The organism is Acidovorax sp. SUPP950, assembly GCF_030158935.1.
GTDB lineage: Bacteria > Pseudomonadota > Gammaproteobacteria > Burkholderiales > Burkholderiaceae_C > Paracidovorax.
Map to the genome: position 1 here is coordinate 870,076 of NZ_BQXE01000001.1, position 18,860 is coordinate 888,935.

The 18,860-nt window shown below is 71.5% G+C and carries 18 protein-coding genes and 1 riboswitch; of the genes, 2 read left to right on the forward strand and 16 right to left on the reverse strand.

Annotation, left to right across the window (positions count from 1 at the left end; genetic code table 11):
* Positions 1-49: 49 nt before the first annotated feature.
* The 12 genes from AVME950_RS04170 to AVME950_RS04225 form a co-directional block, all read right to left on the reverse strand.
* Complete coding sequence (locus AVME950_RS04170) at positions 50-442, reverse strand: DUF3037 domain-containing protein (protein ID WP_284428858.1); 393 nt, start codon at positions 440-442, stop codon at positions 50-52.
* A complete protein-coding gene (locus tag AVME950_RS04175; protein WP_284428859.1) occupies positions 429-1,214 on the reverse strand; it encodes a HipA family kinase in 786 nt (261 codons plus the stop codon). The genes AVME950_RS04170 and AVME950_RS04175 overlap by 14 nt, the downstream gene beginning before the upstream one ends.
* A 54-nt stretch (positions 1,215-1,268) precedes the next feature.
* Positions 1,269-2,276 (reverse strand): aminotransferase class I/II-fold pyridoxal phosphate-dependent enzyme, encoded by a 1,008-nt coding sequence (locus AVME950_RS04180; protein WP_502869361.1) that lies wholly within the window; start codon positions 2,274-2,276, stop codon positions 1,269-1,271.
* Positions 2,267-3,241 carry an adenosylcobinamide-phosphate synthase CbiB gene (gene cbiB / locus AVME950_RS04185; protein ID WP_284428860.1) on the reverse strand — a complete coding sequence of 325 codons (975 nt, stop codon included), beginning with the start codon at positions 3,239-3,241 and terminating at the stop codon, positions 2,267-2,269. The genes AVME950_RS04180 and cbiB overlap by 10 nt, the downstream gene beginning before the upstream one ends.
* Positions 3,241-3,984: a 5,6-dimethylbenzimidazole synthase gene (gene bluB / locus AVME950_RS04190; protein WP_284428861.1), complete on the reverse strand. Its 744-nt coding sequence runs from the start codon at positions 3,982-3,984 to the stop codon at positions 3,241-3,243. Before bluB ends, cbiB begins: the two co-directional genes overlap by 1 nt.
* A 26-nt stretch (positions 3,985-4,010) precedes the next feature.
* Positions 4,011-4,580 (reverse strand): cob(I)yrinic acid a,c-diamide adenosyltransferase, encoded by a 570-nt coding sequence (gene cobO / locus AVME950_RS04195; RefSeq protein ID WP_272564138.1) that lies wholly within the window; start codon positions 4,578-4,580, stop codon positions 4,011-4,013.
* 66 nt (positions 4,581-4,646) lie between these two features.
* The gene (locus AVME950_RS04200; protein WP_284428862.1) at positions 4,647-5,426 is read right to left on the reverse strand and encodes an ABC transporter ATP-binding protein; all 780 of its coding nucleotides are present in this window, start codon (positions 5,424-5,426) and stop codon (positions 4,647-4,649) included.
* Positions 5,423-6,472: a FecCD family ABC transporter permease gene (locus tag AVME950_RS04205; RefSeq protein WP_284429568.1), complete on the reverse strand. Its 1,050-nt coding sequence runs from the start codon at positions 6,470-6,472 to the stop codon at positions 5,423-5,425. Before AVME950_RS04205 ends, AVME950_RS04200 begins: the two co-directional genes overlap by 4 nt.
* Positions 6,473-6,516: 44 nt before the next feature.
* Positions 6,517-7,350 (reverse strand): ABC transporter substrate-binding protein, encoded by an 834-nt coding sequence (locus AVME950_RS04210; protein WP_272569755.1) that lies wholly within the window; start codon positions 7,348-7,350, stop codon positions 6,517-6,519.
* A gap of 80 nt (positions 7,351-7,430) precedes the next feature.
* The gene (locus AVME950_RS04215) at positions 7,431-8,042 is read right to left on the reverse strand and encodes a bifunctional adenosylcobinamide kinase/adenosylcobinamide-phosphate guanylyltransferase (protein WP_284428863.1); all 612 of its coding nucleotides are present in this window, start codon (positions 8,040-8,042) and stop codon (positions 7,431-7,433) included.
* Positions 8,039-9,445 (reverse strand): cobyrinic acid a,c-diamide synthase CobB, encoded by a 1,407-nt coding sequence (locus AVME950_RS04220; protein WP_284428864.1) that lies wholly within the window; start codon positions 9,443-9,445, stop codon positions 8,039-8,041. The genes AVME950_RS04215 and AVME950_RS04220 overlap by 4 nt, the downstream gene beginning before the upstream one ends.
* Before the next feature lie 73 nt (positions 9,446-9,518).
* Positions 9,519-11,417 (reverse strand): TonB-dependent receptor domain-containing protein, encoded by a 1,899-nt coding sequence (locus AVME950_RS04225; protein WP_284428865.1) that lies wholly within the window; start codon positions 11,415-11,417, stop codon positions 9,519-9,521.
* A 90-nt stretch (positions 11,418-11,507) separates the two neighbouring features.
* A riboswitch (cobalamin riboswitch) is annotated at positions 11,508-11,753 on the reverse strand.
* 66 nt (positions 11,754-11,819) lie between these two features.
* On the opposite strand from AVME950_RS04225, the gene AVME950_RS04230 reads away from it, so the two are divergent.
* Both AVME950_RS04230 and AVME950_RS04235 read left to right on the forward strand, forming a co-directional pair.
* Positions 11,820-12,041 carry a DUF904 domain-containing protein gene (locus AVME950_RS04230; protein WP_272548299.1) on the forward strand — a complete coding sequence of 74 codons (222 nt, stop codon included), beginning with the start codon at positions 11,820-11,822 and terminating at the stop codon, positions 12,039-12,041.
* Positions 12,038-12,448 carry a cell division protein ZapA gene (locus AVME950_RS04235; protein ID WP_284406778.1) on the forward strand — a complete coding sequence of 137 codons (411 nt, stop codon included), beginning with the start codon at positions 12,038-12,040 and terminating at the stop codon, positions 12,446-12,448. The genes AVME950_RS04230 and AVME950_RS04235 overlap by 4 nt, the downstream gene beginning before the upstream one ends.
* A 255-nt stretch (positions 12,449-12,703) precedes the next feature.
* Here the strand turns inward: AVME950_RS04235 and AVME950_RS04240 are convergent, their stop codons facing one another.
* The 4 genes from AVME950_RS04240 to hemN form a co-directional block, all read right to left on the reverse strand.
* On the reverse strand, positions 12,704-15,181 hold the full coding sequence (locus tag AVME950_RS04240; RefSeq protein WP_284428866.1) for a sensor domain-containing protein: 2,478 nt from the start codon (positions 15,179-15,181) through the stop codon (positions 12,704-12,706).
* The gene (locus tag AVME950_RS04245; protein ID WP_284428867.1) at positions 15,178-16,476 is read right to left on the reverse strand and encodes a cyclic di-GMP phosphodiesterase; all 1,299 of its coding nucleotides are present in this window, start codon (positions 16,474-16,476) and stop codon (positions 15,178-15,180) included. The genes AVME950_RS04240 and AVME950_RS04245 overlap by 4 nt, the downstream gene beginning before the upstream one ends.
* A 146-nt stretch (positions 16,477-16,622) precedes the next feature.
* Entirely contained in the window at positions 16,623-17,381 is a 759-nt protein-coding gene (locus AVME950_RS04250) for a sulfite exporter TauE/SafE family protein (protein ID WP_284428868.1), read from the reverse strand.
* A gap of 11 nt (positions 17,382-17,392) precedes the next feature.
* The gene (hemN, locus tag AVME950_RS04255; protein WP_284428869.1) at positions 17,393-18,775 is read right to left on the reverse strand and encodes an oxygen-independent coproporphyrinogen III oxidase; all 1,383 of its coding nucleotides are present in this window, start codon (positions 18,773-18,775) and stop codon (positions 17,393-17,395) included.
* Between the last annotated feature and the right edge of the window lie 85 nt (positions 18,776-18,860).

Below are 18,860 nucleotides of genomic sequence, written 5' to 3' on the forward strand. Positions count from 1 at the left end.
AGCACGGGGCGGGGACCATGCCCGGCGCCGCCCCTTTGGCGAACACCCCTTAAACCAGCGGGCGCACCATGCGGTCCATGATGTGCTCCAGCGCCGCGCCCGCATCGGTGCAGCGCCCGGTGTGCACCGGCGAGGTCTGGATGATCCCGCTGCGCCGCGCGGTCAGCCAGTGAAAGCGCGATCGGTAAGGCATCTGCGCGATGGGCCCGCAGCCCGTGTCGCCCGCGCAGATGGCGACGATGGCCGCCAGGTGCCGGCGCACCGTGTCCAGGTCGGCCGCAGGGTCCAGGGCCAGCAGCCGCGCCTCGTCCAGTGCCATGGCGGCCTGAAGGAAGCCCGTGCGCTGGCACGAAAGAATGGCGCCGGCATTGATGAATTCTTCGCGCTCCACGCGCGGCACCACGCGCACGATGGCGTAGTCGTACACATCAGCCGCGTGCATCGATCGCTCCTTTCAGCCAGGCGCCGCGCCCGGCCAGCCGTGCGGCGAAGTAATCCGCGTAGGCCTGCCGGTGGGTGCCGGTCGCGGTCAACGGGCCTTCGGCGTGGTCGGCACCGGCCAATTGCAGGAATTCATCGGGCACCTCGGACAGCACGCCCTGCAGCACGGCGGGCGTGAGGCGCGCGGCCAGTTCCGCATCCACCTGGGCCAGCGCGGTGGCGCGGGGCAGCAGCACGTGGTCGGCAATGGGGGCGAAGGGCTTGGCGGGCACGGCCACCGTGCCGTTCCACGCATGGTGGAAAGTGAGCGCCGCGCCATGGTCGATGAGCCACGGGTTGCGGTGCCACACCAGCAGGTTGGTGTTGCGCGCCGTGCGGTCCACGTTGCCCACCAGCGTATCGAACCAGACCAGCCGCGAGGCGAAGTCGTCCGAGACCGCATCCACCGCCGGGTCGAAGTTCGCGGCGCCCGAGAGGTAGTCCAGCCCCACATTGAGGCCGCCGCTGGCACGGATCAGGTCCTGGATCTCGGGGTCCGGCTCGGTCTGCGCCAGGGCCACGTCCAACTGCGCGAGCACGATCTCGGGAACGGGCAGGCCCAGCGCGCGGGCGATGCCCCCGGCGATCATCTCGGCGAGCAGGGCCCGCACGCCCTGCCCCGCGCCACGGAACTTGAGCACATACAGGCCCAGGTCGTCACCCTCGACGACGGCGGGCATGGAGCCGCCCTCACGCAGGGGCGTGACGTAGCGGCTGACGGTGATGGTGCGCATGGCGGAGCGGCTTCCTTCGAGCGGTCGCGGGTGAGGCGGGGATGGTAGCGGCAGTCAGCCGATCCAGGCCTGGCGCAGCGCCTGCTGGGAACCCGGCGGCAGCACGCCCAGGCGCACCTGCCCCGGCAGCCCGAACGACGTGACGTCGCGCAGCTTGATGCCGTGGGCTCGCAACCGCTGCAGGGCCGCCGGCAGGTCATCCACCCCAGGCCGTGCCACGAAGTAGTTGGCCAGGCTCCCGGGCACGACGGCCCAGCCCAGCGCTTCGCACAGCGCCTGCTGCTCCGCCTTCCAGGCGCGCAGCGCGTCCAGGCTGTCGCGCAGCCAGCGCTGGGGGGAGGCAAGGGTCCATGCCGTGAGCAGCGCCACGCCATGGGCGCCGATGGGCCACGATGGCGCCAGCGACCGCAGCGCGGCCAGGTCTTGCGACGGCTGCGCCTGCGGCGCGATGGCATAGGCCGCGCGCACGCCCGTCAGGCCCAGGGCCTTGTTGGGCGTCCACAGCTGCCAGGCGTTGGCGGGCATGGGGGGGGCGGTGCCCTCCAGGCGCAGGGGGGCGTAGGCGCAGTCGATCACGCGCAGTGCGCCGTCTTGCGCCCCGATCCGGGCCCAGGCGGCCAGCGCGGGGTCGGGTGTGCCGAGCGGGCTGGAGGGATCGCACGCCCAGCACAGGCCGGTGACCGCCGGGTCCGCACCGGGCGCGGCGGGCCGCACGTCCAGCCCCCAGGCCTGCGCCGCGCGCGTGTAGTCCCCATAGCCATGCACCGGCACCGCCACGGCCCGCACGCCCCGCCGGGCGGCGAAGGCGGTGATGCGGTGGATGAATTCGCTCGCGCTGCCCGCGATCACGATGCGCGCCGGCGCCACGCCGTGGAAGGCGCCCAGGCGCTCGCGCAACGCGGTATAGGCCGGGTCGGGGTAATGCCGGGCATCGGCCTCGCGCAGCGCCTGGACCGCCCCGGGGCACGAGCCGCAGGCGTTGCTGTTGGTGGAAAAGTCGTGCAACGGCACGCCCAGGGCGTCCGGGCCGCCGTGCAGGGGGGCGTGCAACGTCACATCCATTGCAGCACCCAGAATGCTATTGAAAAGTGAGCAACCAGGACAATCAATCCGCCGGCAACCACCACTTTCGATGCCCAGCCTGCCGCCCGGGGCGTGTCGCGGGCGTCAGCGCCCCGCCCTTCGTGGTTGAGCGTGTACACGCCGGGCTTGGCCAGGCGCACGCCCAGGGCCAGCGCCATGGCGGCCATGGGCCAGCCGCTGTTGGGCGACGGCGTGCGGCGTGCTTCGGTTGCCAGCACGCTCCAGCGCGGGCCGCCGGCGATGGCCCGCAGCAGCAGCGCCGTGAGCCGCGCCGGCAGCCACGACAGCGCATCGTCCGCGCGCGCCGCCCATTTGCCAGCCCACTGCCAGTAGCGCCCGCCGCGCATGCCGGGGTAGCCCCACATGGCATCGGCCGTGTTGGCGAAACGGTAGAGCGCGGCGCCGGGCAGGCCCAGCAGCGCGAACCAGAACAGCGGCGCGACCACGGAGTCGTTGAGGTTCTCGGCCAGCGACTCGATGGCGCTCTCGCGCACCTGCACCGTATCGAGCGCCTGCACGTCGCGGCTCACCAGGCGCGCCAGTCGCGCGCGCCCGGCCTCCAGCGATTCGGCCAGGGCGGCTTCCACCGCCAGCACCTCGTCGCGCAGCATGCGCCAGGCCAGCAGCGGCTTGAGCAGCAGCGCCATCAGCACCGCGGCCAGCCATGGCGGCGCGTGGCGCAGCACGGCCCATTGCAGCACCGCCGAGACGATCAAAACCACGGCGGCCAGCGCACACCACAGCAGCGCTGCCAGCCCGAAAGACCGCCAGTCGCGTGCAGTGGGCGCGCGGGGCGCCACCCGGTCGCCGCCGGCCTGCAGCGCGCGGCCCATCCAGACCACGGGGTGCACGGCCACAGGCGGCTCGCCGAAGCACCGGTCGATGGCCAGCGCGAGCGGCACTGCCGCGGCGGGCGTGAGGGCCAGGGCCCAGGCGGCGTCCATCAATCGGGGCCCTTTTCGCCAGCGGCAGGCATCGGGTCCGCGGCAACGCCTTCCGCCAGCCAGGGCGCCGGCTGGCCCCAGGCGTTGTCGAACACCACGGTGTGAAGCGGCGCGCGGCGCGCCCAGCGCTCCTGCTGCAGCATGGGTTCTTCGTAGAAGCCGTGTACCGGACCGATGGACAGCAGCGCCACCGCCTCGGCACCGGGCGGCAGGCCCAGCAGCGCGCCCACGGCGGCAGGGTCGAACATGGACACCCAGCCCATGCCCAGTCCCTCGGCGCGCGCGGCCAGCCACAGGTTCTGCAGCGCGCAGGCGACCGAGGCCAGGTCCATCTGCGGCAGCGTGCGGCGCCCGAAGACGTGCGCCTCGCGGCCATCGGCCAGCGCCACGGCGATGCACTCGGCCGCATCGCGCAGGCCCTCGACCTTCAGGCGCAGGAACTCCGCGCCGCGCTCGCCCAGCGCCTCGGCCGTGCGCAGGCGCTCGGCCTCCACACAGGCATGCAGCCGCCCGCGCAGCGCCCCATCGGCCACGCGGATGAAACGCCAGGGCTGCATGAAGCCCACGCTGGGGCCGTGGTGCGCGGCCTCCAGCAGCCGCGCCAGCACCTCGGGCGCGACCTGCCCGCCCGCGAAGTGGCGCATGTCGCGGCGCTCGCGGATGGCGCGGTACACGGCGGCGCGCTCCTCTGCGGAGAAGGCGGAGCCCTGCGCACTGCCGTTGGGCGGCGTGGGGGATGGCATCGCGGCGCGGGGGCGGTCGGCGGGGCTCAATCCTCGATGCCGCGCTGCGCCGGCACGCCGGCCTGGAACGCGTGCTTGACCATGCCCATCTCGGTCACCGTGTCGGCCAGCTCGATCACCTCGGGCGGGCAACGGCGGCCGGTGAGCACCACGTGCACATGGCGCGGGCGGTCGCGCAGCACCTGCAGCACCTCGTCGAGCGGCAGCCAGCCGTAGATGAGCGGGTAGGTGATCTCGTCCAGCACCACCAGGAAGAATTCGCCGCCCAGCACGGCGGCGCGCGCGCGCTCCCAGCCGGCGCGGGCCAGTTCGGCCGACTGGTCGATGTCGCGGCTCTTCCAGGTGAAGCCGTCGCCCAGGCCCTCGATGGGGATGCCCAGCTGCTCGAACATGCGGTGCTCGCCGAAGCGCGCGGTGGGCACCTTCATGAACTGGAAGATCTTGACCGGCTTGCCGCGCCCGTGGGCGCGCAGGGCGAGGCCGAACGCGGCGGTGCTCTTGCCCTTGCCGTTGCCGGTGTTGACCAGCACGATGCCGCGGCGCTCGCCGTCGGGTTTTTCGGAGCGCCGTTCGGCGGGAGGGGTTTCGATCTGCATGCGCAATGTCTCGGAAGTCGTTCGAAAAAAAGGGGCGAAAGCGGTGGTCGGGACGCCGGCCGGGCCCTAGTCGATGCGCGGCAGCGACACCCACAGGCCCGCCACCTGCTGCACCTGGATGCGCTGGTCGAACACGGCCTGCAGCGCGGCGTGGGTGGCTGGGTCGGCGCAGGCGCCATGGTGCACGATGCGGCCGCGGTCCATGATGGCCATGTCGTCGGCCTGGAGCGCGAGCGACACCTCGTGCAGCACGCTCACCACCGTGCCGCCGCCCGCCGCCAGCGCGCGCATGGCGTGCAGCCAGTCGGCCTGGTGCGGCGGATCGAGGTTGGCCAGGGGTTCATCCATCAGCAGCACCTCGGCCTGCACGGCCAGCGCGCGCGCCAGCAGCACCCGCTGGCGCTCCCCGCCCGACAGTTGCCCGAGCGGCCGGTGGCGCCAGTCCCAGGCCTGCGTGGTGCGCAGGGCCTGCTCCACCGCCGCATGGTCTGCGGCGCTGGCCGGGGCCATCCAGCGCTGGTGCGGCAGGCGCCCGAGCATGGCGACGTCGTAGGCCGTGAGATCGTCCGCCGAGGCTTCGTTCTGCCCCAGCCAGGCCAGCCGGCAGGCGCGCTCCCGGGCCGGCATGGCGGCCAGGGGCCGGCCCAGCAGTTCGACCCGGCCCGACACCGCCGCGCCGCGCAGCAGGCCCGCCAGCACTTTGAGCAAGGTGGACTTGCCGGCGCCGTTGGGGCCGACCACGCTGGTCCAGCGGCCGGCGGGCACGGCCAGGTCCACGCCGTTCAATATCGGGGCATTTCCGATGTGTGCCGCAATGTTGATGGCCTCGATTGCTATGTTTTTCATAGCGAATGGCCCTGCATGGAGCGCCGGTGCATCAGCCACAGCAGGTAGGTGCCGCCCAGCGCCGCGGTGAGCACGCCCACGGGCAGCTCCTGCGGCGCCAGGATCCAGCGCGCCAGGATGTCGGCCGCCAGCAGCAGCGCCGCGCCCATCAGGCTGGACAGCACGATTTGCCGCTGGTGCGTGACCTTGACGATGGAGCGCACCAGGTGCGGCGCGGCCAGCCCGACGAAGGCGATCAGGCCGGTCTGCGCCACGGCCGTGCCGGTGGCCAGCGCCATGGCCGCCACCAGCCCCGCGCGCATGGGCGCCAGCGGCAGGCCCAGGCTGGCGGCCGTGGCCTCGCCCAACGTCAGGCCGTCGAGCGCGCGCGCCAGGGTCCACGCGGCGATGCCGCACAGTGCCCACGCCCCGGCCATGAGCGCGCAGGCCACCCAGCCGACGAAGCTGGTGCTACCCAGCGTGAAGGCCTGCATGGCCTGCAGGATGTCCGGCGAGGCCAGCTCCACCAGGTCGCGCAGCGCGCCCAGCACCACGCCCACGATCACCCCGGCCAGCAGCAGGCGCAGCGTGTGCTGCACCCCGCGCGCCAGCACCAGGGTCAGGGCCACGGCGCCGGCCGCGCCGAGAAACGCCATGCCGGTGACGCCCAGCCGCGCCAGCCACTGCGCCGCCATGGGCGAGACGCCGAACACCACCATCGCCAGCGCGCCGCCCAGCGCCGCGCCCGAGGCCGAGCCCAGCAGGTACGGATCGGCCAGCGGGTTGCGGAACAGGCCCTGCGCCACCGCGCCCGCCAGCCCCAGCAGCGCGCCGGCCAGCCAGGCGCCCAGCGTGCGCGGCAGGCGGATCTCCCACACGATCTGCCAGGCCACCGGGTCCTGGCCCATGCGCAGCAGGCTGTCGAAGCCGGTGCTGCCCACGCAGGCGCCGACGACCAGCAGCAGCGCGCTGACGACCAGCAGGCAGGCGCCCAGCCACGCGGCGCGGCGCGGGCCGGGGCCGGGCTGCGCGGCATGCGAGGCCGCCGGCACGGGCTGCGATGGCATGGGCGATGACGATGGCATGGCGGGTGCGCCGTCCGGGGGCACGCTCATGGCGCCTTGTCCGCCAGGCAGCGCGCCATGATGCGCGCGGCCTCGGCCATGCGCGGGCCGGGGCGCACCACCACGTCGGCCTCGCCGGGACCGAAGAGGCACACGCGCTGCTCGCGCACGGCTTTCAGGCTGTTCCAGCCGGGGTACATCGCCATGGACTGCATGCTGCGGTTGCCCACCATCATCACGTCGGGCCGCGCCCGCACGACGAACTCGGGGTTCAGCCGCGGGAACGGGCCCAGCTCGGGCGGCACCACGTTGCGCGCGCCCAGGCGCGCCAGCGTCTCGCCGATGAACGACGCCGTGCCCGCCGCATACGGCCCCCGGCTCACCTCGAAATACACGCGGGCCCCGCGCGCGCGTGCTGGCAGCGACTGCGTGGCGGCCTGCACGCCGGCGTCGATCACGCGCCACAGCCGGTCGGCCCCCTGCTCCTGCGGCACGCCGAGCAGCTGGCCCAGCGTGGCGAGCACGCGGCGCACGTCGGCATGGGTCTTGGGCTCCAGAGCCACCACCTTCAGGCCCAGCGCCTCCAGCCGGTCGCTGGCGCGCGAGCTGGTGGCCAGCAGTACCACGTCGGGCTGCAGGGCGACGATGGCCTCGATGTTCGGATCGATGCCGCCGCCCAGTTGCGGCAGGCGCTGCACGGCTTCGGGCCAGTTGGAGTAGCGGTCTACCCCCACCAGGCGCTGGCATTGCTGCAGCTCGCACACGCTCTCCGTCAGCGAGGGCAGCAGGCTCACGATGCGCTGCGGCGGCTGGGCGAATGCGACGGTGCGACCGCGCGCATCGGTCACCTCGAAGGCCTGCGCGGCCGTGGCACCGGCCATCCAGAAGAAAGCCGCCAACGCCAGCCCCGCGGGCCACCGGCGAGCGGCATGGCAGCGCAGGCGTTGCAAGAAGCGGTGCGTCATGGCGTGTCCTTCAGCGTGAGCGGCAGGCCCGCCGCGACCAGGGTGACGCGCTGGCAGGCCTCGGCCACGCGCTGATTCAGGCTCCCCAGTGCATCGACGAAGGCGCGCACCTCGCGGCCCATGGGAATCACGCCCAGGCCGATCTCGTTGCCCACCAGCACCACCGGGCCGGGGCACTGGCGGATTGCTCCTAAAAACATAGCGCACTGCCCTAGCCAATCATGCGCTGGAGGCCGATCTGGCTCCGAACCCTCCGAGACCGGCGCTGGGGCCGGGGCCGGCATGAGCCAGTTGGTGAGCCAGAGCGTGAGGCAGTCCACCACGATCAGCGTATCGGCGCTGCCGTGGCGGGCGATGGCGCGGGCCAGGTCAAGCGGCTCTTCCAGCGTGCGCAGGCCGGGCACGCGCTCGGCGCGGTCGCGCTGGTGGCGCGCGATGCGTTCGCGCATCTCGTCGTCCCAGGGCTGCCCGGTGGCGATCAGCAGCGCGCGGTGCGTGGGCGAATCGGCCAGCCACTGGCGCGCCAGCAGCTCGGCACGGCGCGACTTGCCGCTCTTTTGGCCGCCCAGGATCAGCTCGCTGGTGGCAATGGGGCCGGGGCCGCTCATGCCGCCCCCCGTGGCGCATCCGGGCCGGCGCCCAGCAGGGCCGCCACCGCGCGCGGGGCCGACGGAAACCAGGCGTGGAAGTAGCTCGCGTGGATGCTGCCGTGGCGGTACAGCGCCTCGCCCGGGCCGGGCGGCCCCGCGTGCGCGGGCCGCTCGGTGCGCGCCCGCACCGGGGCCGGGCTGTCGCAGGTGGAGTAGTGGAAGGTGTGGCCGCGCAGCACGTGGCCGTCCACGTCCAGTTGCTGCGGCCCCAGGGCCGCCAGCCGTTTCTGCATGGCCACACGGCCCGGCAGCAGCCCCCACAGGGGCCGGTGCTGGCCGTCGGCCAGGGTGATCGATTCGAACAGCGCCATCATGCCGCCGCATTCTGCCCACACCGCGCGGCCGGCCTGCACGTGCGCCCGCAGGCTGGCCCGCATGCCGGTGTGGCTGGCGATGCGGTCGGCATGCAGCTCGGGGTAGCCGCCGGGCAGCCAGACCGCATCGCACGGCGGCAGCGCGGCATCGGCCAGCGGCGAAAACCGCACCACCCGCGCGCCCAGCGCCTCCAGCGTGTCCAGGTTGGCGCGGTAGATGAAACAGAACGCCGCATCGTCCGCCACCGCCACCGTGCGGCCCTCCAGCAGCGGCGGCACAGGCTCGGGCCGTTCGGGCGCCGCAAAGCGCACGGCCCAGCGCTGCAGTTCGTGCGGTTGCAGGCGGCCGAGTGGCGTGGCCGCCAGCGCATCGGCCGCGGCGTCCAGCCGCGCCAGGCCATCGGCCAGTTCGTGTGCGGCCACCAGGCCCAGGTGCCGCTCAGGCAGCAGGCCGGCCCGCGCCCGTGTGGGGGCAGCGGGTGTGGCCGTGGCACCGTCCTGCGTATCCCGCTGCACGCGCGGCAGCGCGCCCAGCCAGTCCGCGGGATCGTTGAGACCTGCGCGCAGCAGGTCGGCATGGCGTTCGGTGGCGACGCGGTTGGCCAGCACCCCGGCCCATGGCAGGCCCGCGCGGTAGTGCCGCAGGCCGTGCACCACGGCCCCCAGCGTGGCGCCCATGGCCGACGCATCGACCACCGCCAGCACCGGCAGCCCGAAGCGCTGCGCCAGATCGGCCAGGCTGGGGGCGCCGTCGAACAGGCCCATCACGCCTTCGATGAGGATCAGGTCGGCCTCGCGCGCGGCGGCATGCAGGCGCTGGGCGATGTCGGCCTCGCCGGTCATCCACAGGTCGATCTGGTGCACCGGGGCGCCGCTGGCCAGTTGGTGCCAGCAGGGATCGAGGAAATCAGGGCCGCACTTGAAGACCCGCACCCGGCGCCCCTGGCGCGCGTGCAGCCGCGCGAGCGCCGCCGTCACGGTGGTCTTGCCCTGGCCGGACGCGGGTGCGGCGATGGCGATGGCGGGACAGCCCACGCTGCCCGCCATGCCAGCCGCTTCTTCTTCTCGCGCTGCTTCTCCCCTCGCCCTCATGGGTTCTTCATCGCTGGCTGCGCCGCGGTCATTGCGGTGCCCATTTGAGGCCCGCATAGAACGTGCGCCCCGCCGTGGCATAGGTGCGGGCCAGCTGGTAATCCTTGTCGGCCAGGTTGTCCACGCGCGCCAGCAGCGTCACGTCGCGTGCGATGCGCGTGCTGGCATACAGGTTGACGAGCGTGTAGCCGCCCAGCACCGTGGTGTTGGCCGCGGTGTCGAAGCGCCGGCCCGAGGCCTGCACTTCGGTGCCCAGCGTCCAGCCGGCGACCTGGGTGTCGGCCCCCAGCGTGCCGTGGCGCTTGGAGCGCCGCGCCAGCAGCCGGCCCGTGTCTTCGTCACGCGGGTTCTGGAAATCCACCGATCCGCGCAACTGTACGCCGGCCACCTTGTACGAGCCTGACAGCGTCACGCCGTCGTACTTGGCGCGCGCCGTGCTGGCATAGCAGCCGAAATTGGACTGGCAGCCGCCCGCCCCGCCGAACACGATGAGGTTCTTCACGCGGTTGCGGTAGGCCACGGCCGAGAAGGTGCCGGCGCCCTCGGCCCAGCGCAGGCCCACCTCGGCATTGCGACCCTCCTCCGGCTTGAGCGATGCCAGGCCGTACTCGCTGAAGCGCTGGTACAAGGTGGGCGCGCGGAACGAGGTGCCCACGGACGCGGTGGCGCGCCACTGCGGCGTGATGGCATAGCCGTACGCGGCGCTGCCGGTGTTCTGGCCGCCGAACTCGCTGTCGGAGTCGTGCCGCACGTTGAACTGCAGCGTGTGGCCGCCGGCATTGAAGCCATAGCCCAGCGCGAGCGCGTCCTGCGAGCGCTTGCGGTCGATGGGCGCGTTCTCCAGGTGGTCCTCGCGGCGCTCCAGGGCCGCCGTCAACAGGTGCGGGCCCTGGCGCCATTCGTTCTGGAACAGGTAGCCGCGCAGGCGCGTGTCGGTGAGGTACACGGAAGGCCGCGTCTCGTAGCGGTCGCGCGAGTCGGTGACCGACACGCGGGTGGTGTATTGCGGGCTCCACTTCGCGGCCCAGTTCAGGCCGAGGGCGTGCATCTTGTGCAGGTTGCGGTCGTCGTTGCCCAGCGGCAGGGTGTCGTAGCCGGAGTTCATCTCGCTGGCCACCAGCGTGCCTTCCAGGCGGTGGACTGCATCGATCTGCAGGCCCATCCGGGCGTTGCCGGACGTGCGGCGATAGCCGTCCTTGTCGGGGTTCTGCGTGGCGACGGTGCGGGCGTTGAAGCCCTGGCTCGTCTCGCGCGCCAGGCCCACGGCATAGTCCACCGCGCCGCTGGCACCGCTCACGCCGGCCTCGGCCTTGTAGGTGCCCTGGCTGCCCACGCCGACGCCCACGTAGGGAGCGGTGCCGGCCTCGCCCCGGCGCGTGAAGATCTGCACCACGCCGCCGATGGCGTCCGAGCCGTACACCGCGCCGGCCGGGCCGCGCAGCACCTCGATGCGGTCGATGACGGCCAGCGGAATGGCCTCCCACGGCGCACCGCCGGTGGATTGCGAGTCCATGCGCACGCCGTCGATGTACACGGCCGTGAAGCGCGTCTCGGCGCCGCGCAGGTACAGGCTGGTGGCGCTGCCCGGGCCGCCGTTGCGGACCATCTCGACCCCGGGCAGGCGGGCCAGCACGTCGGCCAGGCCAGTCGCGCCGCTGTTCTCGATGGCCTCGCGGTCCAGCACGGACACGTCGGCCACCAGGTCGGCCAGCGGCTGGGGCGTGCGCGTGGCAGCCACCACGGTTTCGCCCAGGGAGGGCACGCGCTGGTTCTGCGCCAGCAGCACGGGGGCGTCCTGCGCCTGGGCGGCAGGTGCGGCGGCGAACGTGAGGGCCAGGGAAACAGCCAGGGCGGCAGGCCGCAGGGGCGAGGAAGGCACGGCAGCGGCAATGGCAGCGGCGCGCGCGGGGAACAAGGGCTTTTTCATGGAAACAGACAGACTGGCAAACATCCCCGCGCCGGCTTCCCCGCCGGCATTGGGCGAAACAGCCGCGCCTTCAGGACCATGGCGGTCCAAAGCGCGGCCACGTTGTTGGCCGGTATCCGGGCTGGCGGAGCGCCCTCCAGCGCCTTCCCAGGCGCTTGTTCAAGGCGCCCAGTGGCTCATGGCTGGAGAGTGAGTCGGAGAAAAGGGCCGACCCGTCCGCTGACCGTTGCGGGGGCAGCGCAGGCACGGCGCGCTCTGGCGAACGCAAACCTCCCTGCTTCCCGTTGAACTGCAGCATGCGAACCATGCTGCGAGCACCAACCCGCGGATTTTACGGGTGTTGCAGCCTGTAAACGCCGCCGGATGGGCGGGTGGTGGCGCCAACCCTACAATTGCGGCTGTATGGATCCATCCTCTCCCATCGACCAGATCGCCGAACGCGTGGAGCGGCTGCTGTTGCGCCATGCGGAACTGCAACGCGCCAATGCCTTGCTGACCGCCCAGGTGGTCCATCTCACCCAAGAGCGAGACTCGCTCAAATCCCGGCTCAATACCGCGCGCGCCCGTGTGGACGCGCTGCTGGAGAGCCTGCCTGCGACGCCCCCCTCGAAGGACGCCGAATGAAGCAGATCGAAGTCCAGATCATGCAGCAGAGCTACCTGCTGGGCTGCCCCGAGGGCCACGAATCGCGCCTGCTGCAGGCCGTTGAGCGCGTGGACACCGCCATGACGCGCATCCGCGATGCCGGCAAGGTGCGGGCCCGCGAGCGCATCGCCGTTTTGGCAGCGCTCAACCTGGCCTTCGAGATCGCCGACCGCGAAGAGGCCGATCTGGCGTCCGCTGCACAGGCCCAGGCGGCAGCCCCGACGGAGCCCGCGCCGCTGGCCCCGGCAGCCGGCCCGCAATCCACCGATGCCCCGGCGCCATTGCACGCCTCTCACGCCTCGCTGGCGGGCGACCCGTCCGGCCAGATGCAGTTGCTGCTGCGCCGGCTGGACGATGCGCTCGGCGACGACGGCCGCCTTCTTTAAAAAGGGTTACGCAACGGCCGCTCGCGCGCCGTGCATGCAGCGCCTACAATGGAGACGTCTGCGGTGCTGCCGGGCTTTATATTTCCTTGAACCAATGCTCATTGAGCACGGGCTTGGTACATTGCCCGGTGAGCGTGATCATCTCGCGTCAGATGAACCCAACGCCTGGCTGCCCTCGCCCACCTGAACCCCCGGTTCAGGATGCCGGTCCGGTGGCATTCGCAGACACCTGTTTCTCCCACGGCCCGGCGGTTTTCACGCCGGCGTCGACAGTCCCCACGAATAGCTCTGGCGGCTCGCCAGCAGGCTTCTGAAGGCTTCGGCCGGCATCGCCGGCGCGCACAGATACCCCTGGAAGTAGCGGCAGTCCATCTGCTCCAGCGCCATGCGCTGCTGCTGCGTTTCCACGCCCTCCGCCACCACTTCGATGTGCAGCGCGCGCCCCATGTGCACGATGGCATTGATGATCGCGCGGTCGCCGTCGTCGTCGGGCAACCCCCGCACGAACGATTGGTCGATCTTGAGCTTGTGGATCGCCAGCTTTTTCAGATAGGCCAGGCTGGAATAGCCGGTGCCGAAATCATCGATGGCCAGGCCGATGCCCAGTTCGGCCAGCGCCTGCAGGCGCTGCTCCATCTCCAGCGCATCCTGCAGCAGGATGGTCTCGGTCAGCTCCAGTTCGAGCAGCGAGGCCGGCAGGCCGTGCTTGAGCAACAGCTGCGTGAGCCGATCGACGAAATCGGGCTGGCGGAATTCCAGCGCCGACACGTTGACGGCCATCACGAGCGGCGAGCCCGAGCGCATCCAGCGCGCAGCCTCCTGCACGGCCTGCTCCATGACCCATGAACCCAGCGTGATGATGTAGCCGGACTCTTCGGCCAGCGGAATGAAAACGCCCGGCGAAATGGGCCCCAGTTCCGGATCGGTCCAGCGCAGCAGCGCCTCGGCGCCCACCACGCTGCCGGTCGCCATGGCGACCTGCGGCTGGTAGTGGACCACCATGCGCTGCTGGCCCAGGGCCTGGCGCATGGCGTGTTCGAGCTTCATGCGCGACAGCAGGTCGGCATTCATCTGCGGCTGGTAGAAGCCGTAGCTTCCGCGGCCGCGCTCCTTCACGCGGTACATGGCGGTGTCGGCCTGCTTGATGAGGTCGTCCAGCGTCTCGCCGTCCTGCGGATACAGCGCCACCCCGATGCTGCACTGAATGGAAAACCCCATGCCGTCGAGCATGAAGGGGCGCAGCATGTCCTCGAGCATGCGCCGCGCCACGCCTTCGGCGATCGCGGCATCGCCCCCGTGCAGGTACACCACGAACTCGTCGCCGCCCAGGCGGCACAGCATGTCGCTCTGGCGCAGGCAGCCCTGCAGGCGCTTGGCCACGATCTGCAGCACGCGATCGCCGAACAGGTGGCCCAGGGAGTCGTTGATGATCTTGAACCGGTCCAGGTCCACGAACAGGATGGCGAAGCTGCCGGCATCCGGCCGCGGGCCCTGCTCAATCGCGTCGATGGCTTCGCCCACGCGGCGCGACAGGCGCAGCCGGTTGGGCAGGCCGGTGAGCACATCGCTGTACGCCAGCTCCTCGATGCGCGTGCGCGCCGCATGCTGCTGCGTGAGGTCGCGCATGAAGCCGATGCTCTGCAGCGCATTGCCCGTCTCGCTGCGCAGCACCACCCACGACAGGTGCACCGCGCAGGCCCGTCGCGCGGCCCCGTTCGCGCCGCCCTCGGGCAGGCGCAGCTCGCCCTCCCAGAAGCCGTCGCGGTCCCAAGCCGCCAGCACGTGTTCCATCCAGCCGGGCTGCGCGCCCTCGGCTCCGAAGAGCGAAACCGCGGGCACGCCCTGCAAGGCGACCGCGGGCGCGCCGATCAGCCGCTCGCAGCTCGGGTTCATGCGCACGATCTGGTGCCGGTCATCGGCGATAAAGATGGCATCCAGGCTGGAGTCGAACACCCGCGCGGCCAGCCGCAGGCTGGCCTGCGCCTCGGCGTTCAGCGTCACGTCGCGAAACGAGAACACCCGGCCCACGGGGCGGCCCTGGCTCAGCTGCGGCACTGAGCGGCGCTCGATGATGGTGCCGTTGCGCAGGTGCAGGATGTCCGTGGTCTCGCGCCCCGGCTCCAGCGCGATGGACGACAGCCGCGCACGGTAGGCATCGGCATCGGCCACCTGCTGCTGCATGTGGGCCACCACGGCAGCATCATTGCGCTGCACCAGCAGGTCCTCGGGCATGCCCCACAGCTGCGCCAGCCGCTGGTTGAAGGCACGCATGCGCCCGGCCATGTCGTACACCAGCATGCCGTCGGCGGCGGAGTCGAGCGTGGCGCGCAGTTCGGACAGCAGGATTTCCAGCTCGCGCTCGGTCGAGGCCTGCTCGCGGCGATCGATCATGGTCACCAGCAGCAGCGCCTCGCCCTCGGGCGAATCCACGCGCGACACGCGCCGGTCCACCGGAATGAACTGGCCATCGCCCCCGAGCAGGCCGGAGTGCGACTGGATGCCGCGCATCAGCGCATCCCGCCCCTGCGCCCAGAAGTACAGGTCTTCCGGCGTGCAGGCCAGGAGTTCGACGGCGTCCGCGCCTTCCATGGTTTCGGGCGAGCGCCCCAGCAGCGCGGCCGCGCTCTGATTGGCGAAGCGCACCGTGAGCCCCTCGGGCTCGACCAGCCACACGGCCTCCAGCAACCCGTCGAACACGGCGCGCCACACGCTGCCTTGCGGGCCGCGGATCACGCCGGGGCCCCGGTCGGCGCTGCGTCGACGGCCCGTTCGAAGTAGTAGCAAATCCTCTTTCGGGGCGACAGATAGTCGAGCGCATCGCGCGGCAGCTGCGCGGGCCGCAGGCTGCGGCGGATGCCCAGCGCCGGCTGGTCTTCCAGATCGATCACCAGGGCATCGTCCTTGGAGACGCCGGACTCGTGCACGATCACCTTGGGCCGCAGCGGGCGGGCCGAATTCACGGCTGTCACGATGGCGTAGCGGTCGTCCACGAGCTGCACGATCGAGCCCGGCGGGTACACGCCCATCATGCGGATGAAGGCCCGCAGGACCACGGCGTCGAACCGTTGCTTGTGCTGCGCGAAGATCACCGACAGCGCCTCGTGCGGAGTCAGCGCGTTGGCGCCCCGCAGCGGATTGCACAGCCGATCGTAGTAATTGACCAGCGCCAGCACCTGCCCTCCGCGGGAGATGTCGGCCCCTTTGAGCTGGAGCGGAAAGCCCGTGCCATCGGCCATTTCATGGTGATGCGCGATGGCTTCGATGACGGCGGCGCCCAGGCCCATGCGTTCTGCCAGCACCACCGATTCGCCGACATGCGCCTCGTACAGGGCCTGGTCGGCCGGACCCAGCGCGGAATGCGGCTGGGCCACATGGGGCGGCAGCGTGATCTTGCCCAGGTCGTGCAGCAGCGCGGCCGCGCCCAGGGGCTGCAAGTCGTCGCCCAGCAGGCCCAGGGCCTTGCCCAGCAGCAGCGAAAGCACCATCACGTTGACCGAATGCAGCGCCGCGCGCGTGCCGACGCGCTCGGAGAGCAGGCGGATGGCGGAGTCGCCCTGGTCGAGCAGCTCATCCACGCAGGTGGACACCAGCGCGTTGGTGGAAGCACGCGCCTCCGAGGGGTCTTGCTCGGCGCTGGTGGCCAGGCGCTCGTACACCCGCGTGGCACGGGCGAAGCGCTCGTCGCAGGCAGCCAGGGAACGGCTCTGCGCCTTGATGCGCTCGCGGAACTCCGCCATGGAGGCCTGGGCGATCGAAGGCCCTGTCTCCACCGGTGCGCGGGCGGCTTCGGTCACGGGATCGGGCGCGGAAGGGTGGCCGGGCGGCAGCAGGCCCTGCACCGAGGGATCGCTTTTGGAAGGAATCCACCGCACCTGGGACAGGCCCAGGGCGGCCAGGGTATTGATCTGCTCCGGCGAGGCGATGCGGAAACTGCTGACCGGAAAAGGGTGGTTCATCCAGCCCAGATCGAGCTGGATGTACATGCCTACACGCAGCCGGCCGACATCGATGAGGAGGGGATTAGTCACTTTCGGGGGGCACCGGAGGGCGCCACGGGGACGCCGGGGTATTGGTAACCATTATCACCAGTTAATACACCCCCGAATCAAATGTCAAAAACTTCACGGACTACGGTCACGATAGGCTTTGCCAACCCCCTGCGCGCAGGGATTGGCTACAGGCACCAGGGCTCGGCCTGGCGGTGGAAAACTTCCATCCACAGCCCCCAGGCGGCAATGCCGAACAGCAGCAGGCCGGACAACCGCACGCCCCACCCGCCCCGCGCGTCCCCCGCAGCACCGCCGCCCCGCAGCCGTTGCCAGAGCCACTGGCCTGCCACCAGCCAGGCCGCGCCACCCACGCCGAAGCACACCATGGCCAGCGCGCCGCGCCAGGGGTTTCCGGTCAACGCCGCGAGCAGCAGCGCGGAGTACAGCAGGCCGCAGGGCATGCAGGCCCAGGCCAGGCCCGTGGAGAACAGGCCGCCGGGCGAGCGCACCCAGGGGGCGACCCGCTGCCACAGCACCCGGCCCGCATGGTCTACCCAGGCCGGCTGCCGCGCCCGGAACACCAGCAGCACGGCCCAGGCGAGCACGGCGACGTGCAGCAGCGTCCATGCCGGCCGCAGCGCAGCCGCGTGCTGGGTCAGCCAGGCCAGGCGGTCCATGGCCCAGGCCGCCATCGCGCCCGCCAGGGCGTACCCGGCCAGCCGGCCCAGATGGAAAGCGAAGGGCCGTGCCCACACCCGGTCCGCCGGCAAAGCCAGGCCGCGGCCCGCCCATCGCACCGTCTGCGCCCCTGCGTTTTCCGCCGCGGCGTGGGCCGGGCCGCCAGCGCGCACCAGCGCCCCGCAGGGCGCCGCGCACATCGCCAGGCAATGCGGGCCGCCCGCCAGCCCCATGGCCAACGCGGTCCAGATCAGGGTGTCGGGCATGGCGGCGTCCTTCAGATGATGCGGGAAAAGCGCGCGCGGTTGCGGTCCGCCTGCAGGTAGCGATCGAACAGCATCGCCACGCCGCGCACGAAGAACCAGCCCATGGCCGTGACCTCGATGCCTTCCTGGCCGAGCACGACCAAGCCCTGCGCCTGCAGGTCCTCCAGTGCCTGCAGTTCGGTGGCGAAGTACTGCCGGAAATCGATCAGCCACGCCTGCTCCACCGGCTCGAACAGCACCTCGCCCTGGCACATCAGCGCCATGATGACGGAGCGGCGCACCAGGTCGTCGCGCGTGAGCGCCAGGCCCCGCACGACCGGCAGGCGCCCCTGGTTGATGAAGTCGTAGTACTCGTCCAGCGTCTTGGCGTTCTGGCTGTAGGTGGCGCCCACGCGGCCGATGGCCGACACGCCCAGGCCGAGCAGGTCGCAATCGGGCTGGGTGCTGTAGCCCTGGAAGTTGCGGTGCAGCCGGCCCTGGCGCTTGGCCACGGCCAGGGCGTCGCCCGGCAGCGCGAAGTGGTCCATGCCCACATAGACGTAGCCGGCATCCTGGAACGACCGCAGCGATTGCGACAGCATGGCCACCTTCGACGCCGCCAGCGGCAGATCCGCCGGCACGATGCGGCGCTGCGGCTTGAAGCGCTCGGGCAGGTGGGCGTAGGCATACAGCGCGATGCGGTCCGGCCGCAACCGGCCCACCTGCTCGAGCGTGCGCTCGAAGGACTCGGGTGTCTGCCGCGGCAGGCCGTAGATCAGGTCCACGTTGATGGACTCGAAGCCCAGCGCACGCGCGCTGGCCACCAGGTCGAAGACTTGGCTGGCCGGCTGGATGCGGTGCACGGCCTTCTGCACTTCGGGGTCGAAGTCCTGCACGCCGAAGCTCAGGCGGTTGAAGCCCAGCTCCGCCAGCAGCGCCAGCCGGCCCGCGTCCACCGTGCGCGGATCGATCTCGATCGAATACTCGCCGCCGGGCGCAAGCGTGAAGCTGCGCTGGAGCATGGCCATCAGCGACCGCAGGCCGTCATCCGACAGGAACGTCGGGCTCCCCCCGCCCAGGTGCAGCTGGCTCACCACCTGGCCCACGCCGCACTGGGCCGTGTGCAGGTCGATCTCGCGGCTGAGATAGCGCAGGTACACCTCGGCCCGCTCGGGGTGGCGGGTGATGATCTTGTTGCAGGCGCAGTAGTAGCACAGCGACTCGCAAAAGGGAATGTGCACATACAGCGACAAGGGCAGTGCCTTGGCGGCCGACCCCAGGCGGCGCTGCTGCAGCGCGAGAACGTAGTCGTCCTGTCCGAAGGCCTCCACGAACCGGTCGGCGGTCGGGTAGGAGGTGTAGCGGGGGCCGGGCACGTCGAAGCGGCGCAGGAGTTCAGGGGTGACAGCGATCATGGGATTTCCTTGTGCCTGCCCAATGTGCCGCAGGCCCCGGGGGAAACCCTTGACCTGGGTCAAGGGTTCTGCAGGCGCACGCTGC

Coding starts and splice junctions, on each gene's coding strand:
- AVME950_RS04170 (WP_284428858.1), bottom strand. CDS start 442: ATGCACGCGGCTGATGTGTACGACTACGCCATCGTGCGCGTGGTGCCG.
- AVME950_RS04175 (WP_284428859.1), bottom strand. CDS start 1,214: ATGCGCACCATCACCGTCAGCCGCTACGTCACGCCCCTGCGTGAGGGC.
- AVME950_RS04180 (WP_502869361.1), bottom strand. CDS start 2,276: ATGGATGTGACGTTGCACGCCCCCCTGCACGGCGGCCCGGACGCCCTG.
- cbiB (WP_284428860.1), bottom strand. CDS start 3,241: ATGGACGCCGCCTGGGCCCTGGCCCTCACGCCCGCCGCGGCAGTGCCG.
- bluB (WP_284428861.1), bottom strand. CDS start 3,984: ATGCCATCCCCCACGCCGCCCAACGGCAGTGCGCAGGGCTCCGCCTTC.
- cobO (WP_272564138.1), bottom strand. CDS start 4,580: ATGCAGATCGAAACCCCTCCCGCCGAACGGCGCTCCGAAAAACCCGAC.
- AVME950_RS04200 (WP_284428862.1), bottom strand. CDS start 5,426: ATGAAAAACATAGCAATCGAGGCCATCAACATTGCGGCACACATCGGA.
- AVME950_RS04205 (WP_284429568.1), bottom strand. CDS start 6,472: ATGCCATCGCAGCCCGTGCCGGCGGCCTCGCATGCCGCGCAGCCCGGC.
- AVME950_RS04210 (WP_272569755.1), bottom strand. CDS start 7,350: ATGGCCGGTGCCACGGCCGCGCAGGCCTTCGAGGTGACCGATGCGCGC.
- AVME950_RS04215 (WP_284428863.1), bottom strand. CDS start 8,042: ATGAGCGGCCCCGGCCCCATTGCCACCAGCGAGCTGATCCTGGGCGGC.
- AVME950_RS04220 (WP_284428864.1), bottom strand. CDS start 9,445: ATGGCGGGCAGCGTGGGCTGTCCCGCCATCGCCATCGCCGCACCCGCG.
- AVME950_RS04225 (WP_284428865.1), bottom strand. CDS start 11,417: ATGAAAAAGCCCTTGTTCCCCGCGCGCGCCGCTGCCATTGCCGCTGCC.
- AVME950_RS04230 (WP_272548299.1), top strand. CDS start 11,820: ATGGATCCATCCTCTCCCATCGACCAGATCGCCGAACGCGTGGAGCGG.
- AVME950_RS04235 (WP_284406778.1), top strand. CDS start 12,038: ATGAAGCAGATCGAAGTCCAGATCATGCAGCAGAGCTACCTGCTGGGC.
- AVME950_RS04250 (WP_284428868.1), bottom strand. CDS start 17,381: ATGCCCGACACCCTGATCTGGACCGCGTTGGCCATGGGGCTGGCGGGC.
- hemN (WP_284428869.1), bottom strand. CDS start 18,775: ATGATCGCTGTCACCCCTGAACTCCTGCGCCGCTTCGACGTGCCCGGC.